Raw genomic sequence first — 26,618 nt, 5'->3', positions numbered from 1 at the left:
TTGATGTCAATGCGAAGCTATTTTGATTGCTAGAATATGGTACTCAAGAAGAGGGTGGCATACTATACCCAATACTACTTTTGATTTGATTTCGTAGCCACTTAATTGCAGGGTCGACATCGTTACGAGGATGCCACGCAAGGTACATGGAAAAGCTTTGGGCTTGAAAGGGCAACTCAAGCGCATCTAATGACTGCGAAAATCGTTCTGCTAGTCTGGCAGGGGCTGTACAGACATAGTCAGTCGTTCTTAGTATTTCTGGGATCAAGGTAAACTGTTGAGTTGACAATACAACGTTTCTTTTTTTCCTAGTGCTTCAAGATGCTCGTCCATACAACCATAGAACCCCCCGCCATCAATGGAAACCAGTACATGTTGTAGTTCACAGTACTCATCGATATCTAATGTTCTTAACCCACGAGGATGGTTTTTGCGTTGCAGCAGCACAAAACGCTCGTTATAGAGTTTTCGGGCTTTCATGGTTTCAGGAACCATTCGCTTAGAGCCGATCAATATATCTATTTCACCCCGTTCCATCTGAGAAGCAATTTTTTCGCTACTAAAGTTATGAAAAGCCACTTGAATATTTGGATTTACAATTTTTGATATTGTTTCTACTAGTGGAAGGCCAATGCTTATGACCCCGTTATCACTGGAAGTGATATTGTATGTTCGAGAATCTTCTTTGGGGTTGAAAGAGGGTTTGTTTGCGACTATTTGCTCAACCGTTTTGAGCACATTTTTGATTTCCGGAAAGATCTCTTCTGCTCTTTTGGTCACTATCATTCCTCTTCCGGTGTCTGAAGGAATCAATAGCGGGTCATTAAATGCTTTTCGTAAACGTGATAACTGAGCCGACACTGTGGACTGCCGAACACCTAGCTTCTCAGATGCTCTAGTTACATTTTTTGTTTCTAGAAGAATGTTTAAAGAGAGTAGTAAGTTCAGGTCAATACTTTTGTAATCAATCATATCAATGCCACATATGCTTGTTATCGATTTCATAAATTACCATTTAGTTGGTAAGTTATCAACTTAGGGTCATAAAAGCTTCATAATAAAAAGACGCGAAACAAAGTTTATCTTGCCCTTTAGCGGCATGACAAATACAAGATTTTATTGTCTAGACTCAAAAGAGTTATTAACTTTGGTTTAAGTTGCTTTTAACCAAAAGTTTATGAAATGCACATGAAAAGAATGATTAAATTTTAAGAACCTTTCTATTAAATGTATTAGTAGACACGGTTTGAAGAGAGTTATAGGCAACCAAATATTTTCACCGGTTGTCGTTTCTATTTTTTATTAAGGGGGTAGGCATCAGTATAAACGTACCCGCGATGAAAACTAGAGGCTTGGACTAATATTACATGCTTATATATGGGGGGAGCATAGTGAACAGGTTTAAAGTAAGAATTGCTTTTACGTTGGCGGTTATCATTGTTGCTATCGTAGTTTTACTGGTGACAACCAGTTTTATTTCGTTTAAAGATGAAAGTGTCAGATTAAACAAAAGCATACTTCAAGGTCAAAACTCTGTAGTTATTGCGGGATTGAGTGAGAAGTTTCACGGTTATAAAAATGTGCTTTCTGGTGTAAATGTTGGTTCAGAAGATCTCCTTGAAAATAGCTTGTCTCCAAAGGCCATTGCACAGTTAGAAATGCTCTTTCGTACCCAACGGGATTTTATTGAAGGGGCATATGTTATTGATGTCGATGGGAGAATTTTTAACGTCAAAGGACAGCTATTAGATTTTAACGTTAAAGACCTTGGTAGATCGTATCATAAGGCGGTGTTTAATCAGGGACTGACCTTTTATGTATCACAGCCGTTTACTTCCGCTGTTACCGATAAGGAAGTGGTAGTTATGGCTTATAAACTTAACGGTCAGGTAGCCGTTATGACCTCTATTTACCTAGATGCGCTTCTAGAATCCCTATCTGGTAGCAAAAACCTGTTTCTTTACAGCCAAGACGGTACGATTTTGGTTTCTCCCTATCGAGATCTACTTGGAGAAAACATTTTTGATGTACGCCCACTCTATTCACAGTTCAACACGAATCGTCATGAGTTGAGCTATAGTGCGCAAGTGGGTGCTGAAGAAGTGAGTTTTACCGCGTTTTGGTCCTATATGGATCTTATCGATTGGAGCCTAGTCACGTTTATCAAAGATGAGACTATTGAAGAAAGTGTCGATAACCAACTGTTGACGTCTTTGGCGATAGGAGTATCAAGCTTGATTGTCGCATTAGGGGTCGTACTCTTTGCGATGGAAAGATTAGTACTTAAACCTGTTGGGGGAACGCCCAATGATATAGCTGCTTTGATGGAAAAAATGGCAGATGGTGACTTTTCTACGAGCCTTCAAGAAACGGGGAGTGAGACAGGGATCTATCGTTCGCTTATCAAGCAGTCCAGCAAATTAACTGAGCTTATTAAGAATTCTCACGGTATATCTGAAAGTGTATCGTCAGCCTCCCAGCAATTGACGGTAATAATGAACGATACTAAGTCTAATGCACAAGATGAACTATCTCAGGTTGAACAAATATCGACAGCAATCAATGAGCTTTCATCTACTTCTCAGGAAGTAAGTCAACAAGCTGTCAGCGCAGAAGAAGAAGCCAAAGGTGCAATGCAAAATGTTGACGATGGTAAACGAACGCTTGAGGAAAACATAACGCTGACCGATTCCATCAGCATCTCTGTGAATGAGAGCGCAGATATCGTAGACGAACTCAGACAATTCGCACTAGAAATTGGTTCGGTGACGGAAGTGATCAACTCTATCTCTGAACAAACAAATCTGCTCGCCCTTAATGCTGCTATTGAGGCTGCGCGTGCGGGTGACCACGGCAGGGGCTTTGCTGTGGTTGCTGATGAGGTAAGAAGTTTGGCGTCAAAAACTCAGGAGTCTACGGTGAGTATTCAAGAGATCATTGAGAAATTGCAAAATCAGTCAGAAAAGGCACAGAAAAACATGGTTCACAATGTTGAGTTGATAGAGCAGTCGGTTCAACTTGCTGATGGTGTTAAGGCATCTTTCGAAGACATATCAAAAGCAGTCGAGTCAATATCTGAAATTAATACATTAGTGGCTACCGCAGCGCAAGAGCAGTTCAATGTGACGGAAGATATCTCAAGAAATACAACGCAAGCGTTTGATCTCGTGCAGCAAAATGTGGCGGGTATAGATGAGACATTGCAAGCGTCAGAAGAACTGTCTAGGCTTGCTGAAACACAAAAAAGCGAACTAAGTTTCTTCAAAATTTAAGGTTGGGAGATGGTGTTTGCCAATATAAGGTTCAATAGCAATCAAAGCACCCCAAATGGGGACTCACTCTCGGGTATGTGCTTATATTTACTAATCTACAATAGCATTCACGCTAAATTGTATGACTGATTCGCTATTGAAATTTACGAGTGTAGGCTGGTGACGTTATGAGACGTATTTCATTCTTTCTCTTGTTTGTAACCTTTTTTTCTGGATTGTTTCATTTCACGGAGATGCTGAAACTGTTCTAGTCGTACAAAGTTACAATTCTAATAATTCTTGGGACAAAAGCTACAAGAAGGGATTGGAAGATTCTTTGGGAGAGAAACATGTTCTTATGTACTTTGAGATGGACACGAAACGACTTCCACAAACCGAATTTTCGAACCGCGCAGATAAGGCTTGGGAGTTATACAAAGAACGATCTCCGGACTTGGTAGTACTTGCGGATGATAATGCTCTGAAGCTTTTGGGGCCGAGGTTTGTAGGTATAAAAACACCGGTTGTTTACTTGGGTATAAATGCTAACCCCAGAGAATATGGTGTGGCAAGAGCAACGAATGTATCCGGCGTTTTAGAGAGGCCTTTACTTCGTCGTTCGATATTGATGCTAAACAAAATTATGCCTATAGATAAAGCTTTGTTGCTTATGGATTCTTCAGAAACCAGCAGAGTAATTAAAGAGGAAATCTTTTACGGAAATGATGAAATCAAGCTAGGAGAAACCCATGTTGATATAAAACTAGTCGACAATCTTGATCAATGGCATGAGCTTGTACTTGGTGCCAAAAAACATGGCTACGATGTGTTAATCGCTGCACTTTATCATACGTTATCCGATGGTAGCGGAAATCACATTGATGCCGAAAAAATTATTCAATGGACATCTAGAAATACCCCTATTCCACCTTTTGGTTTTTGGGACTTTTCTATTGGAAATAGTGCAAACATTGGCGGTTATGTAGTTTCTGGTTACGAGCAAGGTAAGGCGGCGGGTGAGATGGTTGAACGAGTCCTTACTGAAGGGGAGCGAGTTCGACCGTATATGTTAAATCGAGGTGAGTATGTTTTTAGTCGAAGTCAACTTAAAAAATGGGATATAAATTTGCCTGATGAAATAAAAAATGAGGTTAGGTTTATTGAATGAATTAGGGTTTAAATTTGATTCTCTAGATTTTTAATTACGTCTTTAATTTTTTATTTTGTCTTATGTTTATAGCTAATAATAAATAATAAATAATAAATAATAAATAATAAATAATAAATAAAATTTAAATTGTACAGTTGGTGGATGTAAATATGCGTACTGAAGTGATTGTTAATAATCTTCCTGATCACATTTTTATAGTGTCACTTCTAGGTGACATAGTTGATGCATATGAGGGTGAGGAAGTACCATTTGAATTTGATGTCAGTAAAATTATCGGAAAAAATATACGTGAAATATACTCCCCTCATCTTGCTACGTTTTTTAAAGAGTGCTTGCGTAGCTCTATTAATTCTGATGGATATTTGTTTTTTAGCTATTTTATAGATTGCAAAGAACTTTTTATAGATTCTACTAATAATAAAATAAACGAAAAGCAGTGGTTTGAGGGTAGGGTAAAAGCGCTTAGACGTGATGGTAGTAAAGAAGTTATATTTATTTGGATAGTAAGAAATATAACTAGGAGGGTATGTGGCGATAAGAGATTGCTCAACTTGGCCTCAATGGATGAATTGACGAGTATATATAATAGAAGAGCATTTATGAATCAGCTTTCTATTGAGTTTGAACAATGCAAGTTATATTCGAAAAAATCCAAATTTAGTATATTAATGTTAGATATAGACTACTTCAAAAAAATAAATGATGAACACGGACACTTAATGGGAGACAAAGTTATTCAACATATCTGCCAAGTATGTTTATCTGAGCTTCGTTTACAAGACGTTTTTGGTAGGCTTGGCGGTGAAGAGTTTGCAATAATGCTAAAAGATACAGACTCTAAACAAGCCCATCTTTTAGCTAACAGGTTGCTTAAAAAAGTAAAAGAAACCCCCTTTATAGTAAATGATAAGTATATATATACAACTATTAGCGTAGGTGTGACCGAGTTTAGTAGAACAGACTTAAACGTGTTGGATGTACTTAGAAGGGCTGATATGGCTATGTATAATTCAAAAGAAAGAGGAAGGAATAGGGCGTCGGAATACTCCCTTACTAAGAGTTCATAATGAGTCATTATCATCTGCAAGCTCAAGATGAAATTCTTTTATCCTGGCAGCGCTCGAAAAATTATGATGTCGATCCATTAAACGCAATATCTCCTGTTTTATCCCGGAAGGCGTTAAACGATAGAATTAAGGTAAATCAAGAGCTGCTGCAGATTGCAAAGCCATATATCAACAAGCTATACCAGATTGTTGAAGGCACCGGATTTCGGGTAATGTTGTCTGACACGTTAGGATGTGTTTTACACTGCATTGGCGATGATGTCTTAGTTGGTGAGTTGGCAGAGCCGGTACCTGGTACGATATACAGTGAAGATGTTATTGGAACTAACAGTATTGGTACATGCATAGCTATCAACGCACCAATACAGGTATGGGCGGAAGAACATTTTTGTCAACATTATCAAGTTCTCGCAGGCTCAACTGCACCTATTAAGGATAAATACGGAAACCTGGTAGGGACAATAACCCTTGCGGGGAATAAGTCCGAAGTTCACGCTCATACTTTAGGTATGAGCATTGCCGTTGCTGATGCCATCAGTCGTGCCCTTCAGATAGATGTTCTTTATCAGGAAAAGCAAAGATTACTCGATGAAAAAAATGCTATCTTTCAAACAATCTCTGAAGGCTTGTTAGTAGTAGATCCCTACGGTGTAATTAATGAGTGTAACTCAGCTTTCTGCGATTTTTTTGCGATAAGCAGAGAACAACTACTGGCTAAGCGGTTAAGTGATTTACCCACCTTGAAACAGCTGGATAATCTGATCTACAAAGATTATGACATCAGCAATGTAGAGCTAAGTATCCCGATAAAAAGCAGTTTCATTAGCATGTACCTCTGCATCAAGAGGTTATCTGATGTCGGTGGACGAAAAGCGGGTTCAATTATTTCGGTTAGAACAACACAGACTGTAAATCAGTTGGTGCACAAAGTTATATCAGCCAAAGCATACTACTCTCTTGCTGATTTTGTCGGAAAAAGCGCCGATACTGCACACATAAAAGACCTTACCCGGCGAGCGGCAGATTGTCGGGATAATGTGCTTATCACTGGTGAAAGTGGGACGGGAAAAGAAGTTATCGCCCATGCTATACATACACATAGTGGTAGACGTAATGGCCCTTTTATCGCTATCAATTGTGGTGGTGTGGCTTCAAATGCCATCAGCGAAGAGCTGTTTGGCATCGCAGCAGAAAACAACTTAGATGGTAAACCAGGCAAGATCGAATTGGCTGAAGGCGGTACGTTGTTCCTCGATGATATCAGTAATATGTCGCTAGAGATGCAAAATGTGGTTCAGAGAGTAGTTGAGGATAAAGTGGTTTCACGACAGGGCAGTAACGAGCTACGTAAAGTTGACGTAAGGATCATTGCCGCCTCTGGCGACGTAATCCAGGAAAAGCTGTCCAACGGACTATTTCGTTCCGATCTGTATTATCGGTTGAGTGCAATCAGTATCTACCTTCCTCCGGTGAGGGAGAGACAAGACGATATAGACAGCATTATCAACCATTTGCTCAGTAAACTTACCAGCACCGCAAGTAACCTCGACCTGGCACCTGATGTGCGTGATACTTTGATTAATTATGAGTGGAAAGGTAACGTCAGAGAGATAGAGAATGTACTCAGGACCATGGTTAACAATGCTGGTGGTAGCATCCTGAAGTATGGCGATTTACCTCAGTATATTCGTAACAGCCGCAGTGTAAACGAGTCTAGAAGGTTTAACTATATCGATACCAAAGAAAAGTCTCTTATTGTTGATATGTTGAGGAGCAAAAAGGGCAATATTCGCCAGGCTGCTATTGAGCTAGGGATAGCCAGAAGCACGCTATACGAAAAAATGAAAAAGTATGACATTAAAAAGTAGGGCGTGATTGTTTCTGTCTCTAAAATGTGATAGTTCAACAAAGTCTACTTGGTTACATGTCCGATATTCAGACATGTACATGCCGACATGTCCGTATTTCTTTGATCTAACTACACTTTATTTACCTGTAAAAGTCGTGTGGTTATAGTCTCAGCAGTGTTTAATTATCTTAAATATGTGGAGACAACAGGATGAAAGGTGCTCATTCCAAACTATTTGAATCCGTACAACTTGGCAGACTAAAGCTTAAAAACCGAATAGCTATGTCGCCGATGCAACCTCGCTTCGTTGAGGGAACACATCAGGACGCAACGTTTTCCAAATGGTATGTTGACTATTTTAAAGAACGTGCAAAAGGTGGGGTTGGTCTGATCATTACCGGGCAGATTAAAGCTGAGAAGAATATTGACCCGTATCCGACTAATGCCTGTTTTCCGGTGCTGGATAGCGAAGAAAAGGTCAAAGAGTTTGCAGAGCTGACTGAGGTAGTGCATCGTTACGGCACCAAGATTATCGCCCAGCTTTCGGCCGGTGCCGGGCGTCTTGCGGATTATCCGCGAGAAGAACAATGGCCAGCCGCTCCTTCTGAGCTATCCATGTTTTATAACCCGGATCTAAAGACTCGCTCATTAGAGTTAGATGAGATCAAAGGGTTGATTGCTGCTTTTGGCAAAGCTGCTGGTAAGGTAAAACAAGCAGGCTTCGACGGCCTTTACTTTCATGCCGACGCTTATCTGATTGATCAATTTATTTCATCCTGTTGGAACCAGCGTACCGATGAGTACGGCGGAAGCTTTGAAAACCGAATGCGTTTTTTCGATGAATGTTTTACAGCAGCTAAAGCTGCCGTGGGTGATGACTTCCCTATCTTTGTTGGCCTTGCGTTAGACCATGGTTTTGAAGGAGGGAGAAAGATGGATGAAACCCTGCAGATCGCCAGATATATGGAATCTAAATATCATATTGATGCTTTCCACATGCGCAACGGTTGCTATGACGGATTCAGCTCTCTTTCACCGAACGCGCACTACCCTGATGGCACCGTAGTTGATAATGCCAAGATTTTCCGTAAAGAGATTAAGACACCGATCATCATTGACGGTAAGTTTGGTGAGCCGGATCTGACGACTGAAGTAGTTGAGTCCGGACTTACCGATGTCGTTGGTATGGCCCGGGCACTTCTGAGCGACCCGGAGTGGCCGAACAAGGTAAGACAGGGCCGTGTGGAAGAGATACGACCATGTATTCGCTGCATGGAGTGCTTTGATCGGGTATTAAAAGGCAAATATATGGGCTGTTCAGTTAACGCCAAGGTAGGCCAGGAACGCTCTCTGCCGGTAATGCCAGCGATTGCTCAAAAGGATGTTCTGGTAATTGGTGCCGGTCCTGCTGGGATGGAAGCTGCACGTATCGCCGCACAAAGAGGCCATAGAGTAACGATTGCTGATAAAGCTCAAAAGTTGGGTGGACGCCTGAATGAAGCTGCTGCACCGGACTACAAGTATCTGGTTGGCAAATTCAAAGACTGGCAAGCGAATGCGATGTCTAAAATGGATATCGAAATTAAGATAGGTATCGATATCGATGCTGCTTATGTAGAACAGCACAATCCAGATACGGTGGTGTTAGCGACCGGAGCCAAGCCGTTTGTACCCAAAATTGAAGGGATAGAGAAAGCATTCCATGGTGTAGATATTCTTAATGAAAAAGTGACAGTAACAGGCAAGACTGTCGTGATCGGCGGTGGGCTGGTTGGCTGCGAAACTGCATATTTCCTGGCGAAGCGGGGTGTAGAGGTTGAAATTGTCGAACTTCGTGATGATATCGTCACCGACGTATCGGTATTTAATCGCTTTGAGATGATTGGTGAGCTGGAAGCGCTCAATGTAAAAGTACATACCGATTCAATGGTCAGCAAGGTTGCTGGAGAAGGAATTGTGGTTGTTAGCGCGGGTGAGGAAAAAGTGCTGAACGCTGACAGTATAGTACTTGCAGCTGGCTTTATTCCTGATGACGAGCTTTATTTTGATATCCAGAGCATGGTTGATGAAGTTTACTTGATTGGTGATGCGACCAAAGCTCGTAAGATTTATGATGCGGTGCATGACGGTTATGAAATAGGCAAAGAGATCTAAGGGAGATGGTATCGATGAAGATGTTTGAACCTATGAATATTGGCTCTCTGCAGCTAAAAAACCGTATTATCATGGCGCCAATGCTTACCAACTTTATGCAAGAAGACGGCTCGGTAACAGATCGCTATATTGAGTACATACTTGCTCGGGTGAAAGGAGATGTCGGCCTGGTGATCACTGAAGGTGCTCATATTATGCAGGCGGGCAGAGGTTTTACCCGTGGTTTGGGAATCGATAGTGATATGTTGATAGAAAGCCATAAAAGACTAACGGAAGCCGTGCATCAGCACGGTGGACGAATCGCTTTACAGTTACATCATAGTGGCCGACAAACCAGCTCACAGATCACCGGACAGGCGATTGTTTCAGCCTCAGCAATACCTTGCCCTATTTTCAAAGAAGTGCCAAAGGTACTTGATACCGACGAGATCAGGGTGATTGTTACTGCTTATGCTCAAGCTGCATTAAGAGCGGAGCAGGCAGGTTATGATGCCGTAGAGATCCATGGAGCACACGGATATCTGGTGAATCAGTTTTTGTCCGAGTATAGCAATAAGCGGCAAGACCAATACGGTGGTTCGATTAATAATCGCACCCGTTTTTTGAAAGAGATTCTTGCAGAAATTCGTGCTGTGGGTTGCACTTTGCCACTTTCTCTGCGTCTGCCCAGCGATGAATTTGTTGAGGGTGGTATCAAACTTGAACAGGCAATAGAGATAGCCAGGCTTGCGGTCGAATATGGCATTGACTGCCTGCACGTGACAGGAGGTGTGTACCAGTCTGCTCATCGGATTATTCAGCCATCGATTGTCGGCCAGGGCCTATACCGGGATAACGCCAGAGCTATCAAGGAAGCAATTAACTCTGCCGTGCCGGTTATTGTAGTAGGCAGAATTAAAAAACCGGCAATGATAGAGGAGATCCTTGATAAAGGGAATGCTGACGGTATCGCGCTCGGGCGAACTCTGCTGGCCGATCCTGAGTTTATCCTCAAGATTAGAAACAGGCAGTTCGATCTGATCAGACCATGCATCGCCTGCAATCAGGGCTGTGTTGATAACATTAATTCCGGTCAGTCTATTAGCTGTATTGGTAACCTGAAGGTAGGCAAGGAGATAGAGTTTGACGAGCAGGCTGAGCCCGTGCAGGGGTTAAACATTGTGGTTGTCGGTGCAGGGCCTGCAGGGCTGGAAGCAGCACGTACACTGGCCGAAAATGGTAACGTAGTAAAAGTGGTTGAGCAGCGAGGTTATCTGGGTGGTCAGATGGAGCTGGCATCTCGTCCACCGCATAAAGGTGAGATAGCTGAGTTTTTGAGTTTCCTGGTCAATGCCTGTAAAAAATCTGATGTTGAATTTGTGCTTAACCAGTCGGTAGATAAGCTTTACTTGCAACAAGAGCTGCCGGATGCTGTTGTTATTGCTTCCGGTACATCCAACTTTATTCCTGAAATAGAGGGATTGAAAGACTACATCACTGCCGATGATATCCTGATGCAGGAAAAATCAGTTTCCGGCAGCACTGTGATTATTGGTGGAGGATTAGTGGGATGTGAGACTGCCGAGTATATCAGACAGCGAGACTCAGCTAGTGAAGTACATATTATAGAGATGCAAGATGACATTGCTGTTGATATGAGTCCTTCTGCCAAGGCTATTCTGAGTAATAGCCTGATAGACCTTGATGTGAATATCTGGTTGAAGACCACGGTAGTAAAGGTGAGTGATGGTAAGCTGCATGTCCAGAATCAGGATGGAACGCATATTCTTCAGGCTGATACCGTGGTATTTGCCACCGGTTATCGTTCACAGAACAGCCTGAACAACATATGTAACGATCTGGGAATACCTTATGCGTCGGTTGGCGATTGCAACAAGCCGAGAAATATTCTGAGTGCGGTACATGAGGGACATAACTTTGTCAAAAGCGCTCAACTCTTACAAACGAGTAATTGAATGGCAGCGTCCATAAATAGATGAGATTTGTCTAGAGGAGTCTGGGCAGTACAGAGTGAGAGCCTGGACTGCCCAGTGTAATTTTTTAACTAAAGTTATCTTAAACAATGAAACATTAAGCTACTTGCTAGAACTGCTGAAGAAGTTCCTTACGTTGACTGATTTTACAGCGTTATGGAGGCTAAGTAATTAATCAAGGTTCGGGTTGTGTGAGGCATGTACTCCCGTGAAGAAAAGTATAAGTAGACCGGAATTTTCGGCCCCCAAAACGGCTCTAATACTGGTACTACATCACCACTTAATAGCTCTTCTCTTATAGCCCATTCTGTAATGGCTGCAATACCACCTCCGGACATCATCAGTGCTCTTGCTGCTAAGAAACTATCGACTACCAACGGTCCTGTAGGAGTGAAAGATATCTCTGTCTCACCATCATATAGGAAGATAGTCCTCACTTTTCCGCTGGAGGTTGAACGAATAGGTATGCATGGGTATCCACTTAAATCTGTAGGATGGTGAGGCTGACCATGCTTAGCGATGAACTCTTTAGATGCAAACAACCCTAATCGGCTTAACATGAGCTTTTTCGCTATCAGTCGCGAGTCTTGATTGACATAAGTTCCAATTCCCAAATCAAAGCCATTTGAAACCAAATCAACCAAATTATCGTTAAACCTTAAGTCTAGTTTTATTCCGGGGTGTTCATCCGAAAACTTTTTCAGGTGTGGGAGAATAGTATCAACTCCCAATGAGGTACTTGGAAGATTGATTTTTACTTGACCCAATAACTCCTGATTGTTTCTTTGAGCAGCGGTTATCACCGAAAACAAATCATTTACCGTCGGCTGGAGGTTATGCAAAAGCTCTTGTCCCGCATGCGTGAGACTCAGGGAATGGGAAGAGCGTTGAAACAGTTTGAGCCCCCATTCCTCTTCAAGCTTTGTAATAGCTTTGCTTACAGCCGCTGTCGTTACACCTAAATTTCTTGCCGCTGATGAAAAACTCAGCTCTTTGCTGACTTCGAAGAAAACCGGAATCTGGGATGGAATTTTATTCATATACTTTTAGTTAAATCTAGGTTTACTTTGGGTGCGTTGTTGGTAAATGAATTCTAAATTAGTATTCACACCAATACAACTTGGAGGGTTTATGAAAATTCTTATAGTCTACTGGCACCCAGAGCCAAAAAGTTTTAACGGCGCAATGTTGCGCCAAGCACAGGAAACGCTTGAAGAAGGTGGCCATGAGGTCAGAGTTTCAAATTTGCATGAAATGAACTTCAACCCGGTATCAGGTCGTCACAATTTCGACTCAACGAATGATCCTGATTATTTTAAGCAGCAAATAGAAGAGATCTACGCAACTGAAAACAATACGTTTTCGAGTGAGGTTGAAGCTGAGCTGCAAAAGGTAGAGTGGTGTGATCTTATGATCTGGCAGTTCCCTCTTTGGTGGTTTAGCTTGCCTGCCACCCTCAAAGGCTGGGTGGATCGTGTGTTTGCGATGAAACGCGTCTACGGTGGTGGACGAGGATATTACCAAGGAGCATTTAAAGGAAAGAAAGCATTGCTTTCCCTTACTTGTGGAGCCTCTGAAGAGATGTTTCAACCAGAGGGTCTAAATGGTGACTTAAAAGGTGTGTTGAAGCCTATTCAACGAGGCATGCTGCAGTTCCCTGGCTTTGATGTATTAGAACCGCATGTTGTTTATAGCCCAGCACGTATCGGTGAAGAAGCGCGGATAGAGGAGCTTAAACGATACGCGAAACGACTAGAAAATATTGAAAAAGAAAAAGTTATTGAAATTGGTGAGTACTAACGTATGAAACTTCGCTATTTATCAAAAATGGCACTCCTACTAGCCGCTGTAAGTTCAGCTGGTTATGCAAAAGCTGTGGAACCTATGGTCGAATCATTAATTGCGTTTTCGCCCGGCCATTTTCAGAAAACTTGATATACCTGATTGGCAATGAATTTATCGCGACGGATTATACGGGTATGTCGTTATACAAGTACAATGAAAATGGTGAGTCTAATTATTGTCAAAGGTGAAAGGACATCCTGTTTCTATTCGTTTCGATAAAAAAGGTAATGGATTATAGATAGTTCATTACCTTTCAATCAGGGACTGTGACAATTTTAGTAGTGGCATCGCGCTATATAAGGTGAATGTCTCAGGTGGACTCAGTCTCGCCACGTTTGAGAAAGCTGGGTACAAAGCTATGATGATCAAGAAATTATATTGTTTGATCGTTTATATGTTCTATCAGATAGGAAATTAATAACTTCACCCTCGCTGGTAAATACTCCCGAGAAGAGTAATACAGCCAGATTGGGATACGCTCCCCGCAACATTGTTCTAAAACGGGTATTACACGCTTTTCTCTTAATTCCTGTTTAAACATCCAATCCCCTAAGCAAGAGATACCAGCTCCAAGCAATGTTGCCTCCTTGGCGGCTCCAAAATTATTTACAGTAAGCGAGCCTTCTGGCTCATACATCAATGTGTTGCCTTTGTCGTTTAAACGCCATTTATGCGTACGACCTGTAGTAAGAGAGCGCACAGGTAGGCAAATATGCTGGCTTAGCTCTGCAATTGTTTGAGGCTCTCCATGTCGAGCGAGGTAACCGGAAGAGGCATAGAGTCCAACTGACGTGGAAAATAAAGGGCGGCCAACCAAGCGAGAGTCTTCGTTTATTGATGCGCCAATACCTAAATCAAAACCGTTCTCTATCAAGCCCACCGTCCTGTCATCAAAGCTTAAGTCACAATCTACTTCTGGGTAGAGACTCATGAAATTTACAATATGCGGCAAAACAATATCTTGCCCGATAGAGCTGGCGGGAAGATTAACTTTTATTCGGCCAGATACCTTTTGGCTATCGTCCGTTAGTTGTTCAATCTGACCTTGGATGGACTCCACTGAAGGCGTTAGTTTCTTGTATAGCTTCTCACCAACAGGGGTGAGGCTAAGTGAATGCGACGATCTGAAAAACAGCTTGGTTTGCCACTCTTGCTCTAACTTGGCAATGGCTTTGCTTACCGCCGGTGCAGAAATACCTAACTCTCTTGCAGTTTTAGCGAAACTACCAAATTTAGCGACTTGAATAAATACAGGCAACTGTGAAGGGAATGATTTCATTAACTAATGGTTATCTTAGAAGTAATTTAATTCACACTACAAGTTATTGGTGTTTTGGTCAATACTACTGCCATCTTTAGAGTACAAAACAAACGAAGAGTAATTTGACAATGATGTTACCCCGCTTACATACACTGATTATCGAAAACGATTATAAAGAATTTGATAAGGCAATCGCAGGTAATGCAGATTGTAACCAGCTTGATCCTGTTATGGGCAACTCACCATTGCATATTGCTGCGCAACAAAGCTCAACACGATGGTTGCTGCGCCTTATTGAAGGTGGAGCTTTTGTGAACCTACAAACACCAAAACATGGTGCAACGCCGCTAATGATTGCTGTATGGCATCGTAAACCTGAGATGGTTCGGGAGCTACTAAAGCAACAAGATATCAACACAGAGATTGTCTCTACCTTTGGCTTAAAAGCAGAGCAGTTGGTAGATTTCGGTGCTTCTGAAGACGATGTATACGCTCAAGAGCAAGTCGAAGAGATAAACGGCTATTTTGCTGAATACCGAAAGAGACTAGAAGCGAAGCAAGGCATGTTAAGAGCATTTTCAATCACAGCAGATGAAGCATTAAATGATAAAGAAAAAGCATCCCAAATTGCTTCTATGGCCGTTTTTGAATCGATTAATCAGCCATCTGATGTAACTTGTTCGGGTAATGACGAGCATACGGCTGTGATGGTGGCTGCACGTGATGGGCTTAACATGACATTAGACACACTAATGAAACTAGGTGGCGATCAGACTATCCCTGATCATTACATGAAAGCGATTCCATTACACAAAGCCGCTTATAACGGGCATGCCCAAATTATAGAGATCTTATCTGAATATTCAGGCTTTTGCGAAGCACTGAATGCGCAAGGGCCAAACAATGGTTATACACCGCTGCATGACGCAGTTTGGCATGGTCACAAATTGGCAGTAGAAAAACTCATAGCCGCTGGAGCAAGAACCGATCTACGAGGCTACGATGGTAAAACACCTCTAGATCTTGCAAAAGAATATCACTATCAATCAATTATCAAATTACTAGAGACTTCATCCGGTGATTAGCAGACATAACGGCTATGTTACTTGCGTGCTAATCTTAGTCATAAAATGTTCAGGTAGATGAGAGCCTCAACACTTTATGCAACACCTATGATGCTGTAGCACATTATGAAAAGCGTAACGAATAACATTGCTTGAAATGCACACAGCACCGTCGCTATGAAGGCAACTCGCGACCAACAAAATGGTTGGAACGTTTCTATAACATTAACTGGAAAGCTAAATTCAAAGACAACCAAAGTTACGACGGTATGGTTCACCAGGAGCTACGAGTGATACGTATCTGTGAGCAGCATAAATTGACAGAACTTGAAGCAAACATTTTTTAGTAACGAGGTTTACAATGAAAAAACTTGTTGCGGTAACAGTAATTTTGATAACCGCTCTGACTGTTTCATATCAGGCTGTGGGCATCGATACGATTCACTTAGCGGCATATCATGGCAATGAAGCAAAAGTCATTGAATTACTGAGATTAAATCCTGACCCCGACGCACGGGATTCATATGGTGGTACTGCCCTACATGCTGCAATGTTCCAAAAGAATGTGAAAATTGTACAGCATCTGATTGATGCTGGATTTGACGTCAACGCTGTGGGCCCAAGTAATGGCTATACACCATTACATGATGCGGTCTGGGCAAACAACCTGCCGGCGCTAAAAATATTGGTAGCAAATGGTGGTGATCTCACAATTAAAGGTCAGGATGGAAATACACCATTGGGTAAAGCCAGAGCAGAAAACAAACAAGAAATCATAGCTTATTTGGAGTCTCTTTAGTCCAATATTAATACTGAGCAATTTAACGAAGGGATTCTCAGCGAAGAAGAATCCAAAGCAAGAAAGGTACAGGTACTACAGCAGCGCTTTGGTAAATCAAGCGAGATTGCAGACATGGTTTACTTTCTGGCATCAAATGAGGCTAGCTATGTAAATGGTCAGGACATTCTCATTGACGGTGGTTTGACTGCGGTTCATAACTACTAATCTATGAACCTTTAACATATACAACTGAGTGATTACGCCGCTAGTTTGTGTGGTAACAAACTGTTTTTTTGCTTTTTTGAGTAATTGCTAACTATGCATATGAAATACGTTAGTTTACAACATCACTTTTGAACGTTTCAGGAGAAAATGGGTCCATCGGAGGACCCATTTTTTATTACTGTGTTTGGATGTCCACAGTCAGTAACAGTACTGTGTTGTTTGGCGCTATTGCTACTTTGCAGTTTACTTGTGCGCTGATAGCCTTGTTAGTTCCGGAGGTAGTTTGCCCATCAATTTCAACATGCATATTGACCAGGAATTCATTTTTCGCGCCGGCTTTTGTTACGCTAAATTCCACAACGTTATGCGTTAAGTTTGGCTGGTATTGTTCACGGAAGCTGTTCATCCACTCAATAAAGCCTTCATGTCCGGTATAAGCTTTATCGTTTATTTTCAGAGCTGTATCAGCAATGCAGTGCGCCGTAAAGTAACCATTTTCTTCCAGCTCATCAAATGCTGGTAACCATTCGTTGATGAAAAACTCTTTGATATGCTTCTCTTCTGAGAACTGAGTAAGAGACTGAATACGTTCCACCAGCTCTTCACCATATCCCTGAGCACGTTTTTTGACGATCTTCTTACTCTGGTAGATATCAGGAATATAAACTGAACCATAGGCCAGGACAGGTTTTTGCCAGCGCATACGGGTTTTTAGTGCGGTCTGCTCAAACGGGTAGAGTAGCTGCGACATATAGAAATTGTTGCCTCCACCAGGTTGGTAGAATTCCTCAGCGGCACCAACGGTAGTTGAAATAATGAACTGCTTTCCTTCCAGTTTGTCACCTAGCGGACCATATGCCCAATTGAAAGCGAATACGGCATCAATGTACTCTTTAAGCAGTGATGGTGCGCTGTACCAGAACCACGGGAACTGAAAAACAATGACATCCGACTGCTCTAGTGCAGCCTGCTCACTTTCTACATCGATCTTAAAGTCCGGATACAGAGAATAGATGTCTCTGATTTCTACATCTGCTGCTTTTTCTTTTACTACGTCGACAATGGATTTATTGGCTAATGAGGCATCCATATTCGGATGCGCCAGGATAATTGTGGCTTTTTTCATAACTTATTACCTGAGTTAATTTCGTTTGTTAGTTCTCCTTATAGTACCTGGCGTGGATGACCTTGGTAGATTCTGATAAGTTAAGTTGACTTTAACCATTGGTTAATGAAAACAGGTATGTTTTTTTAATCTATGTGTGATGTTTTTACTTCATATACTAGAGATATGAAGAGCGAGGGAGTCAAGATAGAGAGATGTTTAAAGAGCACGGCGAGTTCGAAATATGGGTAACCAAGGATATTCTGTACGCCCGATTAAGCGGAGCGTGGAATGAAGAAACCGCAATTCATTATGTTAAGGAGTTTAAAAGGCTGGTGGATAGTGACCTGCCCGATAAGTGGGCTCATGTTGTCTATCTGGATAGATGGGAGATGGGAACTCCGGAAATAGAGCCGGTTATTGAGGAGTTAGTGGATTGGGGTGTTGCTCATGGTGGTGTTCACGTTGCTCAGGTATTTGGCAAAGAAATCCTGAAGTTTCAACTTGATAAAATGGTCATAGCTGAAAACCCCAAACTTTGCCGAAAACAGTTTGAAGCGGAAAGGGAAGCGTTGTGCTGGCTACAGGAATGTGGTTTTAACGTGTAAGAAGCGCAAACCAGTATACATTTGCTATGTTTTGTTATTAGTTAGAAAAATCTATATCGGATAAATAGTCTATCAATGCTCTGACACTTTGCGGGATATAGTCTCGAGAAGAGAAGTATAGATATACGGGGATAGAAGGCCCCCAGTATTTCTGCAGAACCGGGACTACGCTTTCAGCTTCCAACTCACTTCTTATCATCCATTCGCCTAAGCCAACGATTCCCCAGTGAGCACATAGCATGCCTTTGGCGGCAATAAAACTATCTACTGTTACCTTACCCTGTGGAGTGAATATAAGCTCCTGGTCGTCATCATAGAGGTTAACACTGCGTATTTTCCCTCGCTCTATTGAGCGAATAGGCAGACATTGGTGGCGCGTCAGATCGACTGGCGTTGTTGGTAATCCGTTTTTCTCCGCATACTGAGCTGAGGCATACAGACCAATTTTGCTGGAAAAGAGGCGACGGGCGATTAACCGGGAGTCCTGGTTGATATAGGTACCAATACCAAGATCGAAGCCGTTTGCCACTAAATCCACACTCGCATCACTAAAATGAAGATCAAATTCGACGTTAGGGTTTAGCTCAGAAAATGCCATTAAATGGGGCAATATGACATCGACACCAAGAGAGGTTCCGGGCAGGTTGATCTTAACAATACCTGAAAGCTCGTTGTTCACTTCCTGACTGGAAGCAATAGCGGAAAATATCCCTTCTACAGCAGGCTGCAGATCAGTGAATAACGTTTGTCCTACAGAGGTCAGGCTTAACGAGTGTGAAGAGCGATGGAACAATTTAAGTTTCCACTGGTCTTCCAGTTTGTTGATGGCTTTGCTCACGGCGGGAGTGGATATCCCAAGATTTCTTGCCGCAGCAGAAAAGCTTTGCTCTTTAGCAACCTCAATAAAAATGGGAAGCTGGCTTGGAAGTGACTTCATAAACTTTAGGTTAACACTAGTGTTATTCATGGTTTATAGATGGTTAATAAAACTTAGCTTATTATTCTCTGCAACACAACAGAGAGCGAGAGATTTTTATGTTTAAGCACACATTAACCACATTAGCACTATCCGTTTTGGTATTCACAAATGTGTCAGAAGCCAAAGCCCAGTCTGCTGAAACAATGATTGAGTCTGTCATTTCATTACCTGCAGGTCACTTTTTTGAGAACCTGACGTTTCAAAACAAGGAAGAGCTGGTTGCGACTGATTACACTGGAATGTCACTTTATAAATATCATGAAGATGGTCAGGCAACACTATGGTCTAAAGTAGACGGTCATCCCGTTTCAATCCGTTTTGATGAGGATGGGGAAGGTCTGCTATCGGTACACGAAAGGTCCATACTAGAAGGTAAAAGCTTTCTCAAGAGTATGGCCTTGTACAAAGTTAATAAAACTGGGGAACTGACCAGACTACTGGGTATCAAGTCACCGGCTTTCTTAAATGGTATGGCCTATCTTGGTAACAAAAAGTACCTGATTGCTGATGCTTTGAATGGAAAAATCTACCAGTTTGATATGAGTACTACCGAGCTGTCGATTTGGTTAGATGACGCAATTTTCCAGCCGGAGGCAGAGCGCCCAGGCTTACCCGGCATCAATGGTATCCAACTATATAAGGGAGCGCTCTACTTCACTAACTCAGCCAAACGGATACTAGGTAAAATAAGCCTGCAGGACCAGAAAGCCGTTTCTACCGAAATCGTGGAATCCGGTATTCAGGCGGATGATTTTATCATCGATGGTGACGGTACCTGGTTTATTACCACTCATCATCACGAGATCATAAAACTGACTGCTGACAAAGAGAAATCTACAGTATTTGAGCATGGTATTGATGGTAATACCGCTATCCAGATGAGTAGAAAAGAAACGGGGACCTTTTATATCACTAATGATGGTGGTTTGATGTTTGGTGGCAGGGATAATGCTGGTTTACACAAAGTGAAGTTATGAATCTATTAACTTAAACGCGTTTAAATTAACTTGTGGGATAAATAAGCCTTATGAAGGGACTAGAACCACCAGTCCTAAAGCCCATTTTTTGTTGAGATGGTTTTATATTCTTTAGGATATACCGAGAAAGGGTTTAATTATGCAACTAAGCGAGAAAAAAGTAGAACAAATTTTGTTGATGTGGGGTGCAAGTACAGCACAGTTAAATGCAGTTCTTGAGTATGATAAAGGCAATCATATAGAGCAAAATCAAAGAAACATTTGTTCAATTCATGAGTGCTTAAAGTTACTTTTTGAAGACGAAAAATCTATACGTAGATTTATGTCTAATCCTAGCAACCAATCTTACTTTAAAGGAAGATCACCGCTTGAAATTATTTTAAGAGGTTCTAACGAAGATATTGAAATTACATACGAATCAATTCGAAATATGTTGTGTTTTTGACTGCTCTCATTTGAAGGCGCAAGAAAACTAGTGCTTATGCGTTTCAGAAATGAAATGCCGTTCAGCGACATTGTTAATACCAATAGATCAAAGAATGTATAAGAATAACATTTAGTCTAAACATAGTTGAGGAAACAAAATGAAACATGTACAGAGCTTCTTTTTGGTAGGGGTTGCTTTAGTGGGATTCTGTAGTAGTGCTTATGCAATTAACTGCAATGATTATTCAAAAAATCTAAGAAAAAATATAAATCTTGTAATTGAATCTAGTGATACAAGTTTCAACAAAAAAAAGTCAGAACACGTTTATGAATATTTTAGTTCTAAGCGCTATATCCAGCACTCGCCTGGGGTTACTGATGGTGTGGAAAACATCGTTAGTTTAATTGAGTATATGAAGAATGATCTCCCATCATTTCAAATGGAAACAGTTAGAGCACTAGCGGAAAATGATTTTGTATTAACTCAGAGCGTTGATTATATTGATAATGAAGCAGTTGAAGTAAGTTTCGATTGGTATCGGGTTAATGATGGAAAGATAACTGAACATTGGGATGTGATATCCGAATACGATAAAAACATTGACGCTTCCATATATACATCTGGCCCTAATGTAAATCTAGAGATTTGTTTAGATAAGGAAAAAATTCGATCAATAGCACTAGATTACTTTTATGAAACATGGGATAAAATGAGTACTCAAGCAATTGAAAAACACGTAGCAGACAATTTTATCCAACATAATCCAAGTGGTATCGTTACTGGAAAATCGGATAAGGTAGCGCTCATAGATATGATCAACTCAATGCGTAAAAATGGGTATAACGCTAATATCGAGATATCAAAGGTAATTGTAACAGGTGATTTTGCTGCTGTTCATGCGAAATGGAGTGACAATGATGGTGTATATGCCGTAACAGACCTATTACGGTTCGATGAAAAATATAAAATAGTTGAACATTGGGATGGTTTGAGTTCTATTCCTGTCGACAATGTTAACCCTCGAGACGCAGTGTTTTGATTATTGATTGGAATAGTGTATTTTATTTTTGTGAAGTTGCCAAAAATAAAAATTTTACTAAATCTGCTTTGAATCTTAATATTTCTGTAGCTACCCTAACGAGAAAAGTCGGGAAGTTAGAGGATTCTTTGGGTACTATATTATTTTACCGAAATTCACATGGGGCAACTCTTACTGAGGACGGTGAAGTATTTTACGATAGCGTAAAAGAAAAAGTGTCCGGACTTGATGAGCTACTGAGGTTTCAATTGAGTAATAGTCATGAGACTAGGAATAAAATTGTAGTAGCAACAATGTCTGAGTTGGTAGAAGTATATGTCCTACCTTTGTTAAATATTATAAAAAAGGATAACCCTTTTATCGAGTTAGAGTTTTTATTGTCTACTGATCTAATAGATGTAGATTATAAAAGCGTTGATTTCGCAATAAGGGTTGGTGAACCTAAGGATGAAAATATCAAGGCATGTAAAATAGGTGCTGATACGATTTCTGCATATTATCATCATAATGTTGAGCTTTCTGATGAGCTACCTATAGCAGCGCCAGATGGATTATATATTCCAAATGGTAGGTATGGAATCATAAGTTCTTCGATGAAGGTTCTTAAGGAGTTGGTGGATAATCATTCCCACATAGCATATTTATCCGATAGATGGCTCTCTTACCAATTAAATAATATAAATGATAGGTATATCAAGGTTCCAGCTCTTCAAACTTATTCCTATGATATTTATCTTGTATATGGGTCTAAGAAGCACCTGAAGAGCTCTGCTAGAGCTGTTGTAAATTCGATAAAGAACAGTGCCTTCAATAAAAAATAATCCGAAATTCTTATCGCTACTACTTGAATTTTTGGTTGTTAATATGTTTATAAATTTAGAGTAAAAATTAAGAGTAATTTAGTCAATGTATTTAAGGTAAATAAATGAAATGTTTTAAAATTTTATCTGCTGTTATATTAACGCAGATCTTTTCATATTCTTGCTTTGCTGATGAAGTATATAATCATCCGCTAACTTCGCTTGAGTCGTTACAAAAAAATTCAGTGAATGCGTCTGTGGTAACATATAAAGGTTTTAAGGCAATCCATGCCACAGTTTTAACTAATCATAAAAGTATTGAAGACGGAGGGTGTGATAACTGTACATACTTATCCCTAACAGACGTGATTTTTTCAAATGGTACAATCGAGGTTGATGTAGCAGGTAAGCCTCAAGAAGGTGCTCCGGCATGGGCAAAAGGTTTTATTGGTGTAATTTTTAGAGCTAATACCAAAGAGCAACATTATGAAGGTGTGTACCTGAGACCAGTAAATGCTGAGTTAGACAATCAGCTTATGAGAAATCATTCGGTTCAATACTTCTCCTATCCAAATTTTGAGTGGAAAAGGCTTAGAGATGAATTTCCTGGTCACTATGAAACTTATGCCCCTTTGAAATCTGGTGAATGGACTCATATGAAGATAGAAGTTAAAGATGAAGAGATGAAGTTATATATTAATTATTCAGAATCTCCTTCTTTTATTGTTACAGACCTTAAACTAGGTAAAGATCAAATAGGTACTGTAGGCTTGCTCACAGGCGTTGGTTCTGATGCTTACTTCAAAAACCTAACTATAACTCACAAATAGAATTACCTATATAATGATGATGCTAACCATGATATGTTATAAAATATAGTAATGTTTTGAAGAAAATAACCACCGGGGTAACCGGTGGTTATTTATTTTATGAATTATGATTTTGGTTAGAGAATAGTAAACTTCGATATCAGAGTGATGCCATGTTACAAAGTTAACTGGGTAACCTATTGACAGAAATAGATAAAATTATGAACTGAATAACATAATGTGCATGCTATTTTTGCTATTAATAGCAGAAATCACAAGATTTAACGCGATGGGAGGGATTGTGAACGGTCATCAAAAACTATTCTATAGACTAGCTGATGTTCAACCTAATATAAAAACTCAAGAAAAACTTAACACATGCGTAAAATTGAATGTGCCGGTTCTAGTACGTATTTCTGATAACCTAAATGTATGGGCCATTGACAGAAACTTAAATAAATTAACAAAAGAAGATGTAGTTTTAAGTCAATATGATTTTTTGAAAAAGTGTGCTTTCAAAAATTATTTCTTCGAAGAACCTCCATTTGACATTATTTTTGGTCAGCCAAAGTTGTCAACGTATAATTTAATTTCTTCTACTTTAGTAGAGGATGTTGATTTTTTACAGTTGACCGATAAGGATATAAAAAAGCTGGTTTTGTCTGATGGTATTTTAGTTGATGCGTATAAAGGAGTTGTTATTTATGATGAGAATAGTGAAACACTTCAACTAAAAAACACTGTAGAAGTGCAAGGGTATAATTATGAGCTTCCGGAAAAATTTGAACAGAGGCCAGCAAACAGCGGCATCTTAACCTTGCGTGGAAAAGCTAATGCTGAAAACGCTATTTTTGTTTTGTGTGACTTGGCTGTTAAAGATGAACGTGACTACAAGTTTCCAGTTGACCATATAAAGAAAAATTCAATTCAAGCTTCATCTTGTTATATAAGAGAATGTGATGTGGCAAAGATAGGGTTCAATGAAAAGGAGTACCATGTGTCACCTTTTCATTTGGAACCTGAGTATCACATATCTTCTTCTTTTCTGGATTTGTCCCATGCAGGATACGACCTACATATTAACAAGGTATCGTCTATCTCTGGTGGGCAATCTGGTTATATCCAAAGACATTACTCAAACCTAGACAAAGGGTACTTAGCCAACGCTGCAGCACGAGTCATTAAACCAGTTGAAGGAGAAGAGTTAGGTTGTAACTTCATAAAGTTAAAAAAGATATTTGCTGATTACTGGTTGGGTTTTAAGGCTGAGCACAAACAAGCGTATAAGAGCAATGTTCAAGCTGTATTAGGTGTAATTGAGTCAGAATTAAAGCTCAACTCGACTTATGCAAAAGCAGTGGAAAAGATAATACGACCAGATAGGTTCAAATAGTTTAAACGAGTTCAATCCCCTGTGTCTAAAGCCTTTGAGGCTGATTCAAACTTGTTTTCTCTATTTTCTCGTTTTTTTTTGTCATCACATCATTGTTTACTTCTCCTTGAAACCAAACAAAGGAGAAGTTTATGCAACATACCCAATCCCAACTTTTTACATCTCGGGTTTTTCGACTCAGAGATGTCATGTCTGTTACCGGTCTTTCTCGCTCTACCATTTATGATAAGCAAAACACCGACTCACCGCGTTATGACCCAAGCTTTCCCAAGAAAATTCATCTAGGAGCTAGGGCTGTTGGCTGGATGGGCGATGAAATCATCGCATGGGTGGATGCAATGAGAGCACAACCTATCAAGGGAGGTGAGTGATCAGAAAGCTCAATTATATTGTCAAAAGATAAGCATAGGATTTGTCTATGAGTAGTATCAATCATCAATTTCCGGTTGGCTGTAATGTTTCGCCAACCATATCACAATCCAAAAAAATAACTGCCGCTTACAATGAAGTTGTAATGTCGACACAAGCCCCTGAGCCAATGGTTTATCTCACTACCCTAAGCGCTGTTGCAGTAGCGGTACAAGGTATCCTCAACGCAGAGATGCCCACGGGAAAAGTCGTCCCAACTTCAATTATGGCACTGTCTATAGCAGGCTCTGGAGAAAGAAAATCATCTGTCGAAAACAAACTTACGAAGGGAATCAAATCATTTTATAGGGACAGTCAAAAAAGGTATCAAAAGCAACGAAAGGAGTATGAAATCAGGTCTGAGCTTCATGAAAAGAAAACAGCTCAACTAAAGAAATCGATCAACCAGGATGATGAAGATCAAGTTGACGAAATGTTGGTGAGAATACTTCAGCATGAAGAGCGAGCACCAAAAAAACCAAAACTCCCTTTACTTACATTCGAAGACAGCACTTCTGAAGCCCTAGTTAGCGCCATGAATGAACATACTCCCAATGGGTATCTGGGGTCGAGTGAAGGCGGTGTGCTGCTAAATGGTAGAGTCATGTCTCGTACACCGGCCCTCAATTCTATTTGGAGTGGAGATGATGTCACCGTCAACAGAAAATCGTCGGAGTCGTTCACTATAATCGAGCCTAGACTCACGATGAATGTCATGGCGCAGCCAAATGTCGTCGAAGACTATATTAAGAAAACAAATGGAAATGTTCGGGGAAATGGCCACCTATCTCGTTACTTGGTCTGTGCGCCAGATTCAAACTGCGGTTTTAGGTATAACCATGGCATAAACTACAGTGAGGATAATCTGGAGATCTTTAACGATAGGATTTATGAGCTCTTATCTCAGGCCGCTGAACTATCAGACTATAAGGATAAAATAACGGTAAGTTTGAGTGACGAGGCAAAAAAGTATTGGTATGCCATAGCAAATGACATCGAAGATAAAATGAAACCCGGGGGGATTTACGAATATGCCAGAGATCATGCATCCAAGCTTGGTGAAAACATTGTAAGGCTGGCTGCTTTAATTCATTACTTTGATGAGTCATCTCAAGAAAAGATTTCCTTAGATACGCTGGTTGAAGCAACCGAGCTGGTGGCTTACTTTTCTGATGAATTTATGAAGGTGTTCGCCTGTCCACCCAAATATAAAACAGACGCAGAGAATCTATTCCGGTGGTTCACCACGTACGCCAACTCGGGGGTTAGGTATATCAAAAGAAACAACATCTTGCAATTTGGCCCATCTGGTACAAGAAAAAAGCAGATCTTGAGCTGGCATTTGAGTATTTAAAAACAGGGGTCAATGTCAAAGAAATTGTTATAAATCGAACCAGGATTATTGATTTATATCCAGATCAGGATATGGACA

The 26,618-nt window shown here is 40.6% G+C and carries 25 protein-coding genes; 20 read left to right on the top strand and 5 right to left on the bottom strand.

Annotated features, from left to right (window positions below; genetic code table 11):
- Nucleotides 1-264 precede the first annotated feature (264 nt).
- On the bottom strand, nt 265-972 hold the full coding sequence (locus P7F88_RS05360; protein WP_277822580.1) for a LysR family transcriptional regulator: 708 nt from the start codon (nt 970-972) through the stop codon (nt 265-267).
- Between the two features lie 419 nt (nt 973-1,391).
- Between P7F88_RS05360 and P7F88_RS05355 the strand changes: the two genes are divergently transcribed.
- The 6 genes from P7F88_RS05355 to P7F88_RS05330 all read left to right on the top strand — a co-directional run bounded on the left by P7F88_RS05355 (nt 1,392) and on the right by P7F88_RS05330 (nt 11,447).
- Entirely contained in the window at nt 1,392-3,272 is a 1,881-nt protein-coding gene (locus P7F88_RS05355) for a methyl-accepting chemotaxis protein (protein ID WP_277822578.1), read from the top strand.
- 316 nt (nt 3,273-3,588) lie between these two features.
- Nucleotides 3,589-4,419, top strand: a complete 831-nt coding sequence (locus P7F88_RS05350; protein ID WP_277822576.1) for an ABC transporter substrate-binding protein — start codon at nt 3,589-3,591, stop codon at nt 4,417-4,419.
- Between the two features lie 152 nt (nt 4,420-4,571).
- Nucleotides 4,572-5,489, top strand: a complete 918-nt coding sequence (locus P7F88_RS05345) for a sensor domain-containing diguanylate cyclase (RefSeq protein ID WP_277822574.1) — start codon at nt 4,572-4,574, stop codon at nt 5,487-5,489.
- A complete protein-coding gene (locus tag P7F88_RS05340) occupies nt 5,489-7,357 on the top strand; it encodes a sigma-54-dependent Fis family transcriptional regulator (protein WP_277822572.1) in 1,869 nt (622 codons plus the stop codon). The genes P7F88_RS05345 and P7F88_RS05340 overlap by 1 nt, the downstream gene beginning before the upstream one ends.
- Before the next feature lie 191 nt (nt 7,358-7,548).
- A complete protein-coding gene (locus tag P7F88_RS05335) occupies nt 7,549-9,492 on the top strand; it encodes an NAD(P)/FAD-dependent oxidoreductase (RefSeq protein ID WP_277822570.1) in 1,944 nt (647 codons plus the stop codon).
- Between the two features lie 14 nt (nt 9,493-9,506).
- The gene (locus tag P7F88_RS05330) at nt 9,507-11,447 is read left to right on the top strand and encodes an NAD(P)/FAD-dependent oxidoreductase (protein WP_277822568.1); all 1,941 of its coding nucleotides are present in this window, start codon (nt 9,507-9,509) and stop codon (nt 11,445-11,447) included.
- Nucleotides 11,448-11,611: 164 nt separating this feature from the next.
- On the opposite strand, the gene P7F88_RS05325 is transcribed toward P7F88_RS05330, so the two are convergent.
- Nucleotides 11,612-12,505 carry a LysR family transcriptional regulator gene (locus P7F88_RS05325; RefSeq protein WP_277822566.1) on the bottom strand — a complete coding sequence of 298 codons (894 nt, stop codon included), beginning with the start codon at nt 12,503-12,505 and terminating at the stop codon, nt 11,612-11,614.
- Nucleotides 12,506-12,596: 91 nt separating this feature from the next.
- Here P7F88_RS05325 and P7F88_RS05320 point away from each other — a divergent pair, with 91 nt between their 5' ends.
- Nucleotides 12,597-13,265, top strand: coding sequence for an NAD(P)H-dependent oxidoreductase (locus P7F88_RS05320; protein ID WP_277822564.1), 669 nt, complete (start codon nt 12,597-12,599; stop codon nt 13,263-13,265).
- A 418-nt stretch (nt 13,266-13,683) separates the two neighbouring features.
- Here P7F88_RS05320 and P7F88_RS05315 read toward each other — a convergent pair whose 3' ends face one another.
- The gene (locus tag P7F88_RS05315; RefSeq protein WP_277822562.1) at nt 13,684-14,589 is read right to left on the bottom strand and encodes a LysR family transcriptional regulator; all 906 of its coding nucleotides are present in this window, start codon (nt 14,587-14,589) and stop codon (nt 13,684-13,686) included.
- Between the two features lie 110 nt (nt 14,590-14,699).
- On the opposite strand from P7F88_RS05315, the gene P7F88_RS05310 reads away from it, so the two are divergent.
- From P7F88_RS05310 to P7F88_RS25770, 4 genes are all read left to right on the top strand, one after another.
- Nucleotides 14,700-15,656 carry an ankyrin repeat domain-containing protein gene (locus P7F88_RS05310; RefSeq protein ID WP_277822560.1) on the top strand — a complete coding sequence of 319 codons (957 nt, stop codon included), beginning with the start codon at nt 14,700-14,702 and terminating at the stop codon, nt 15,654-15,656.
- Nucleotides 15,657-15,787: 131 nt separating this feature from the next.
- A complete protein-coding gene (locus P7F88_RS05305) occupies nt 15,788-15,982 on the top strand; it encodes a hypothetical protein (protein WP_277822559.1) in 195 nt (64 codons plus the stop codon).
- A gap of 14 nt (nt 15,983-15,996) precedes the next feature.
- The gene (locus P7F88_RS05300) at nt 15,997-16,434 is read left to right on the top strand and encodes an ankyrin repeat domain-containing protein (protein ID WP_277822557.1); all 438 of its coding nucleotides are present in this window, start codon (nt 15,997-15,999) and stop codon (nt 16,432-16,434) included.
- A gap of 6 nt (nt 16,435-16,440) precedes the next feature.
- Complete coding sequence (locus tag P7F88_RS25770; RefSeq protein WP_422127805.1) at nt 16,441-16,641, top strand: SDR family oxidoreductase; 201 nt, start codon at nt 16,441-16,443, stop codon at nt 16,639-16,641.
- A 175-nt stretch (nt 16,642-16,816) separates the two neighbouring features.
- On the opposite strand, the gene P7F88_RS05295 is transcribed toward P7F88_RS25770, so the two are convergent.
- Entirely contained in the window at nt 16,817-17,767 is a 951-nt protein-coding gene (locus P7F88_RS05295) for an NAD(P)H-dependent oxidoreductase (protein WP_277822555.1), read from the bottom strand.
- A 194-nt stretch (nt 17,768-17,961) separates the two neighbouring features.
- Here P7F88_RS05295 and P7F88_RS05290 point away from each other — a divergent pair, with 194 nt between their 5' ends.
- Nucleotides 17,962-18,354, top strand: coding sequence for a hypothetical protein (locus P7F88_RS05290; RefSeq protein WP_277822553.1), 393 nt, complete (start codon nt 17,962-17,964; stop codon nt 18,352-18,354).
- A 37-nt stretch (nt 18,355-18,391) separates the two neighbouring features.
- Here the strand turns inward: P7F88_RS05290 and P7F88_RS05285 are convergent, their stop codons facing one another.
- Nucleotides 18,392-19,321, bottom strand: coding sequence for a LysR family transcriptional regulator (locus tag P7F88_RS05285; protein ID WP_277822551.1), 930 nt, complete (start codon nt 19,319-19,321; stop codon nt 18,392-18,394).
- Nucleotides 19,322-19,389: 68 nt separating this feature from the next.
- Between P7F88_RS05285 and P7F88_RS05280 the strand changes: the two genes are divergently transcribed.
- The 8 genes from P7F88_RS05280 to P7F88_RS05245 all read left to right on the top strand — a co-directional run bounded on the left by P7F88_RS05280 (nt 19,390) and on the right by P7F88_RS05245 (nt 26,540).
- Nucleotides 19,390-20,310 carry an SMP-30/gluconolactonase/LRE family protein gene (locus P7F88_RS05280; protein ID WP_277822549.1) on the top strand — a complete coding sequence of 307 codons (921 nt, stop codon included), beginning with the start codon at nt 19,390-19,392 and terminating at the stop codon, nt 20,308-20,310.
- A gap of 139 nt (nt 20,311-20,449) precedes the next feature.
- A complete protein-coding gene (locus P7F88_RS05275; RefSeq protein ID WP_277822547.1) occupies nt 20,450-20,755 on the top strand; it encodes a hypothetical protein in 306 nt (101 codons plus the stop codon).
- 139 nt (nt 20,756-20,894) lie between these two features.
- A complete protein-coding gene (locus P7F88_RS05270) occupies nt 20,895-21,776 on the top strand; it encodes a nuclear transport factor 2 family protein (RefSeq protein WP_277822545.1) in 882 nt (293 codons plus the stop codon).
- Nucleotides 21,773-22,597, top strand: coding sequence for a LysR family transcriptional regulator (locus P7F88_RS05265; protein WP_277822543.1), 825 nt, complete (start codon nt 21,773-21,775; stop codon nt 22,595-22,597). Before P7F88_RS05270 ends, P7F88_RS05265 begins: the two co-directional genes overlap by 4 nt.
- A gap of 104 nt (nt 22,598-22,701) precedes the next feature.
- Entirely contained in the window at nt 22,702-23,406 is a 705-nt protein-coding gene (locus tag P7F88_RS05260) for a 3-keto-alpha-glucoside-1,2-lyase-like domain-containing protein (protein ID WP_277822541.1), read from the top strand.
- A 280-nt stretch (nt 23,407-23,686) separates the two neighbouring features.
- Complete coding sequence (locus tag P7F88_RS05255) at nt 23,687-24,778, top strand: hypothetical protein (RefSeq protein WP_277822539.1); 1,092 nt, start codon at nt 23,687-23,689, stop codon at nt 24,776-24,778.
- A gap of 131 nt (nt 24,779-24,909) precedes the next feature.
- Nucleotides 24,910-25,149: an AlpA family phage regulatory protein gene (locus P7F88_RS05250; RefSeq protein ID WP_277822537.1), complete on the top strand. Its 240-nt coding sequence runs from the start codon at nt 24,910-24,912 to the stop codon at nt 25,147-25,149.
- 47 nt (nt 25,150-25,196) lie between these two features.
- Nucleotides 25,197-26,540 (top strand): YfjI family protein, encoded by a 1,344-nt coding sequence (locus P7F88_RS05245; RefSeq protein WP_277822535.1) that lies wholly within the window; start codon nt 25,197-25,199, stop codon nt 26,538-26,540.
- Nucleotides 26,541-26,618 lie beyond the last annotated feature (78 nt).

This window comes from Vibrio hannami, from assembly GCF_029589055.1.
Taxonomy (GTDB): domain Bacteria; phylum Pseudomonadota; class Gammaproteobacteria; order Enterobacterales; family Vibrionaceae; genus Vibrio; species Vibrio hannami.
This window is presented reverse-complemented; position numbering and strand designations above follow the sequence as displayed.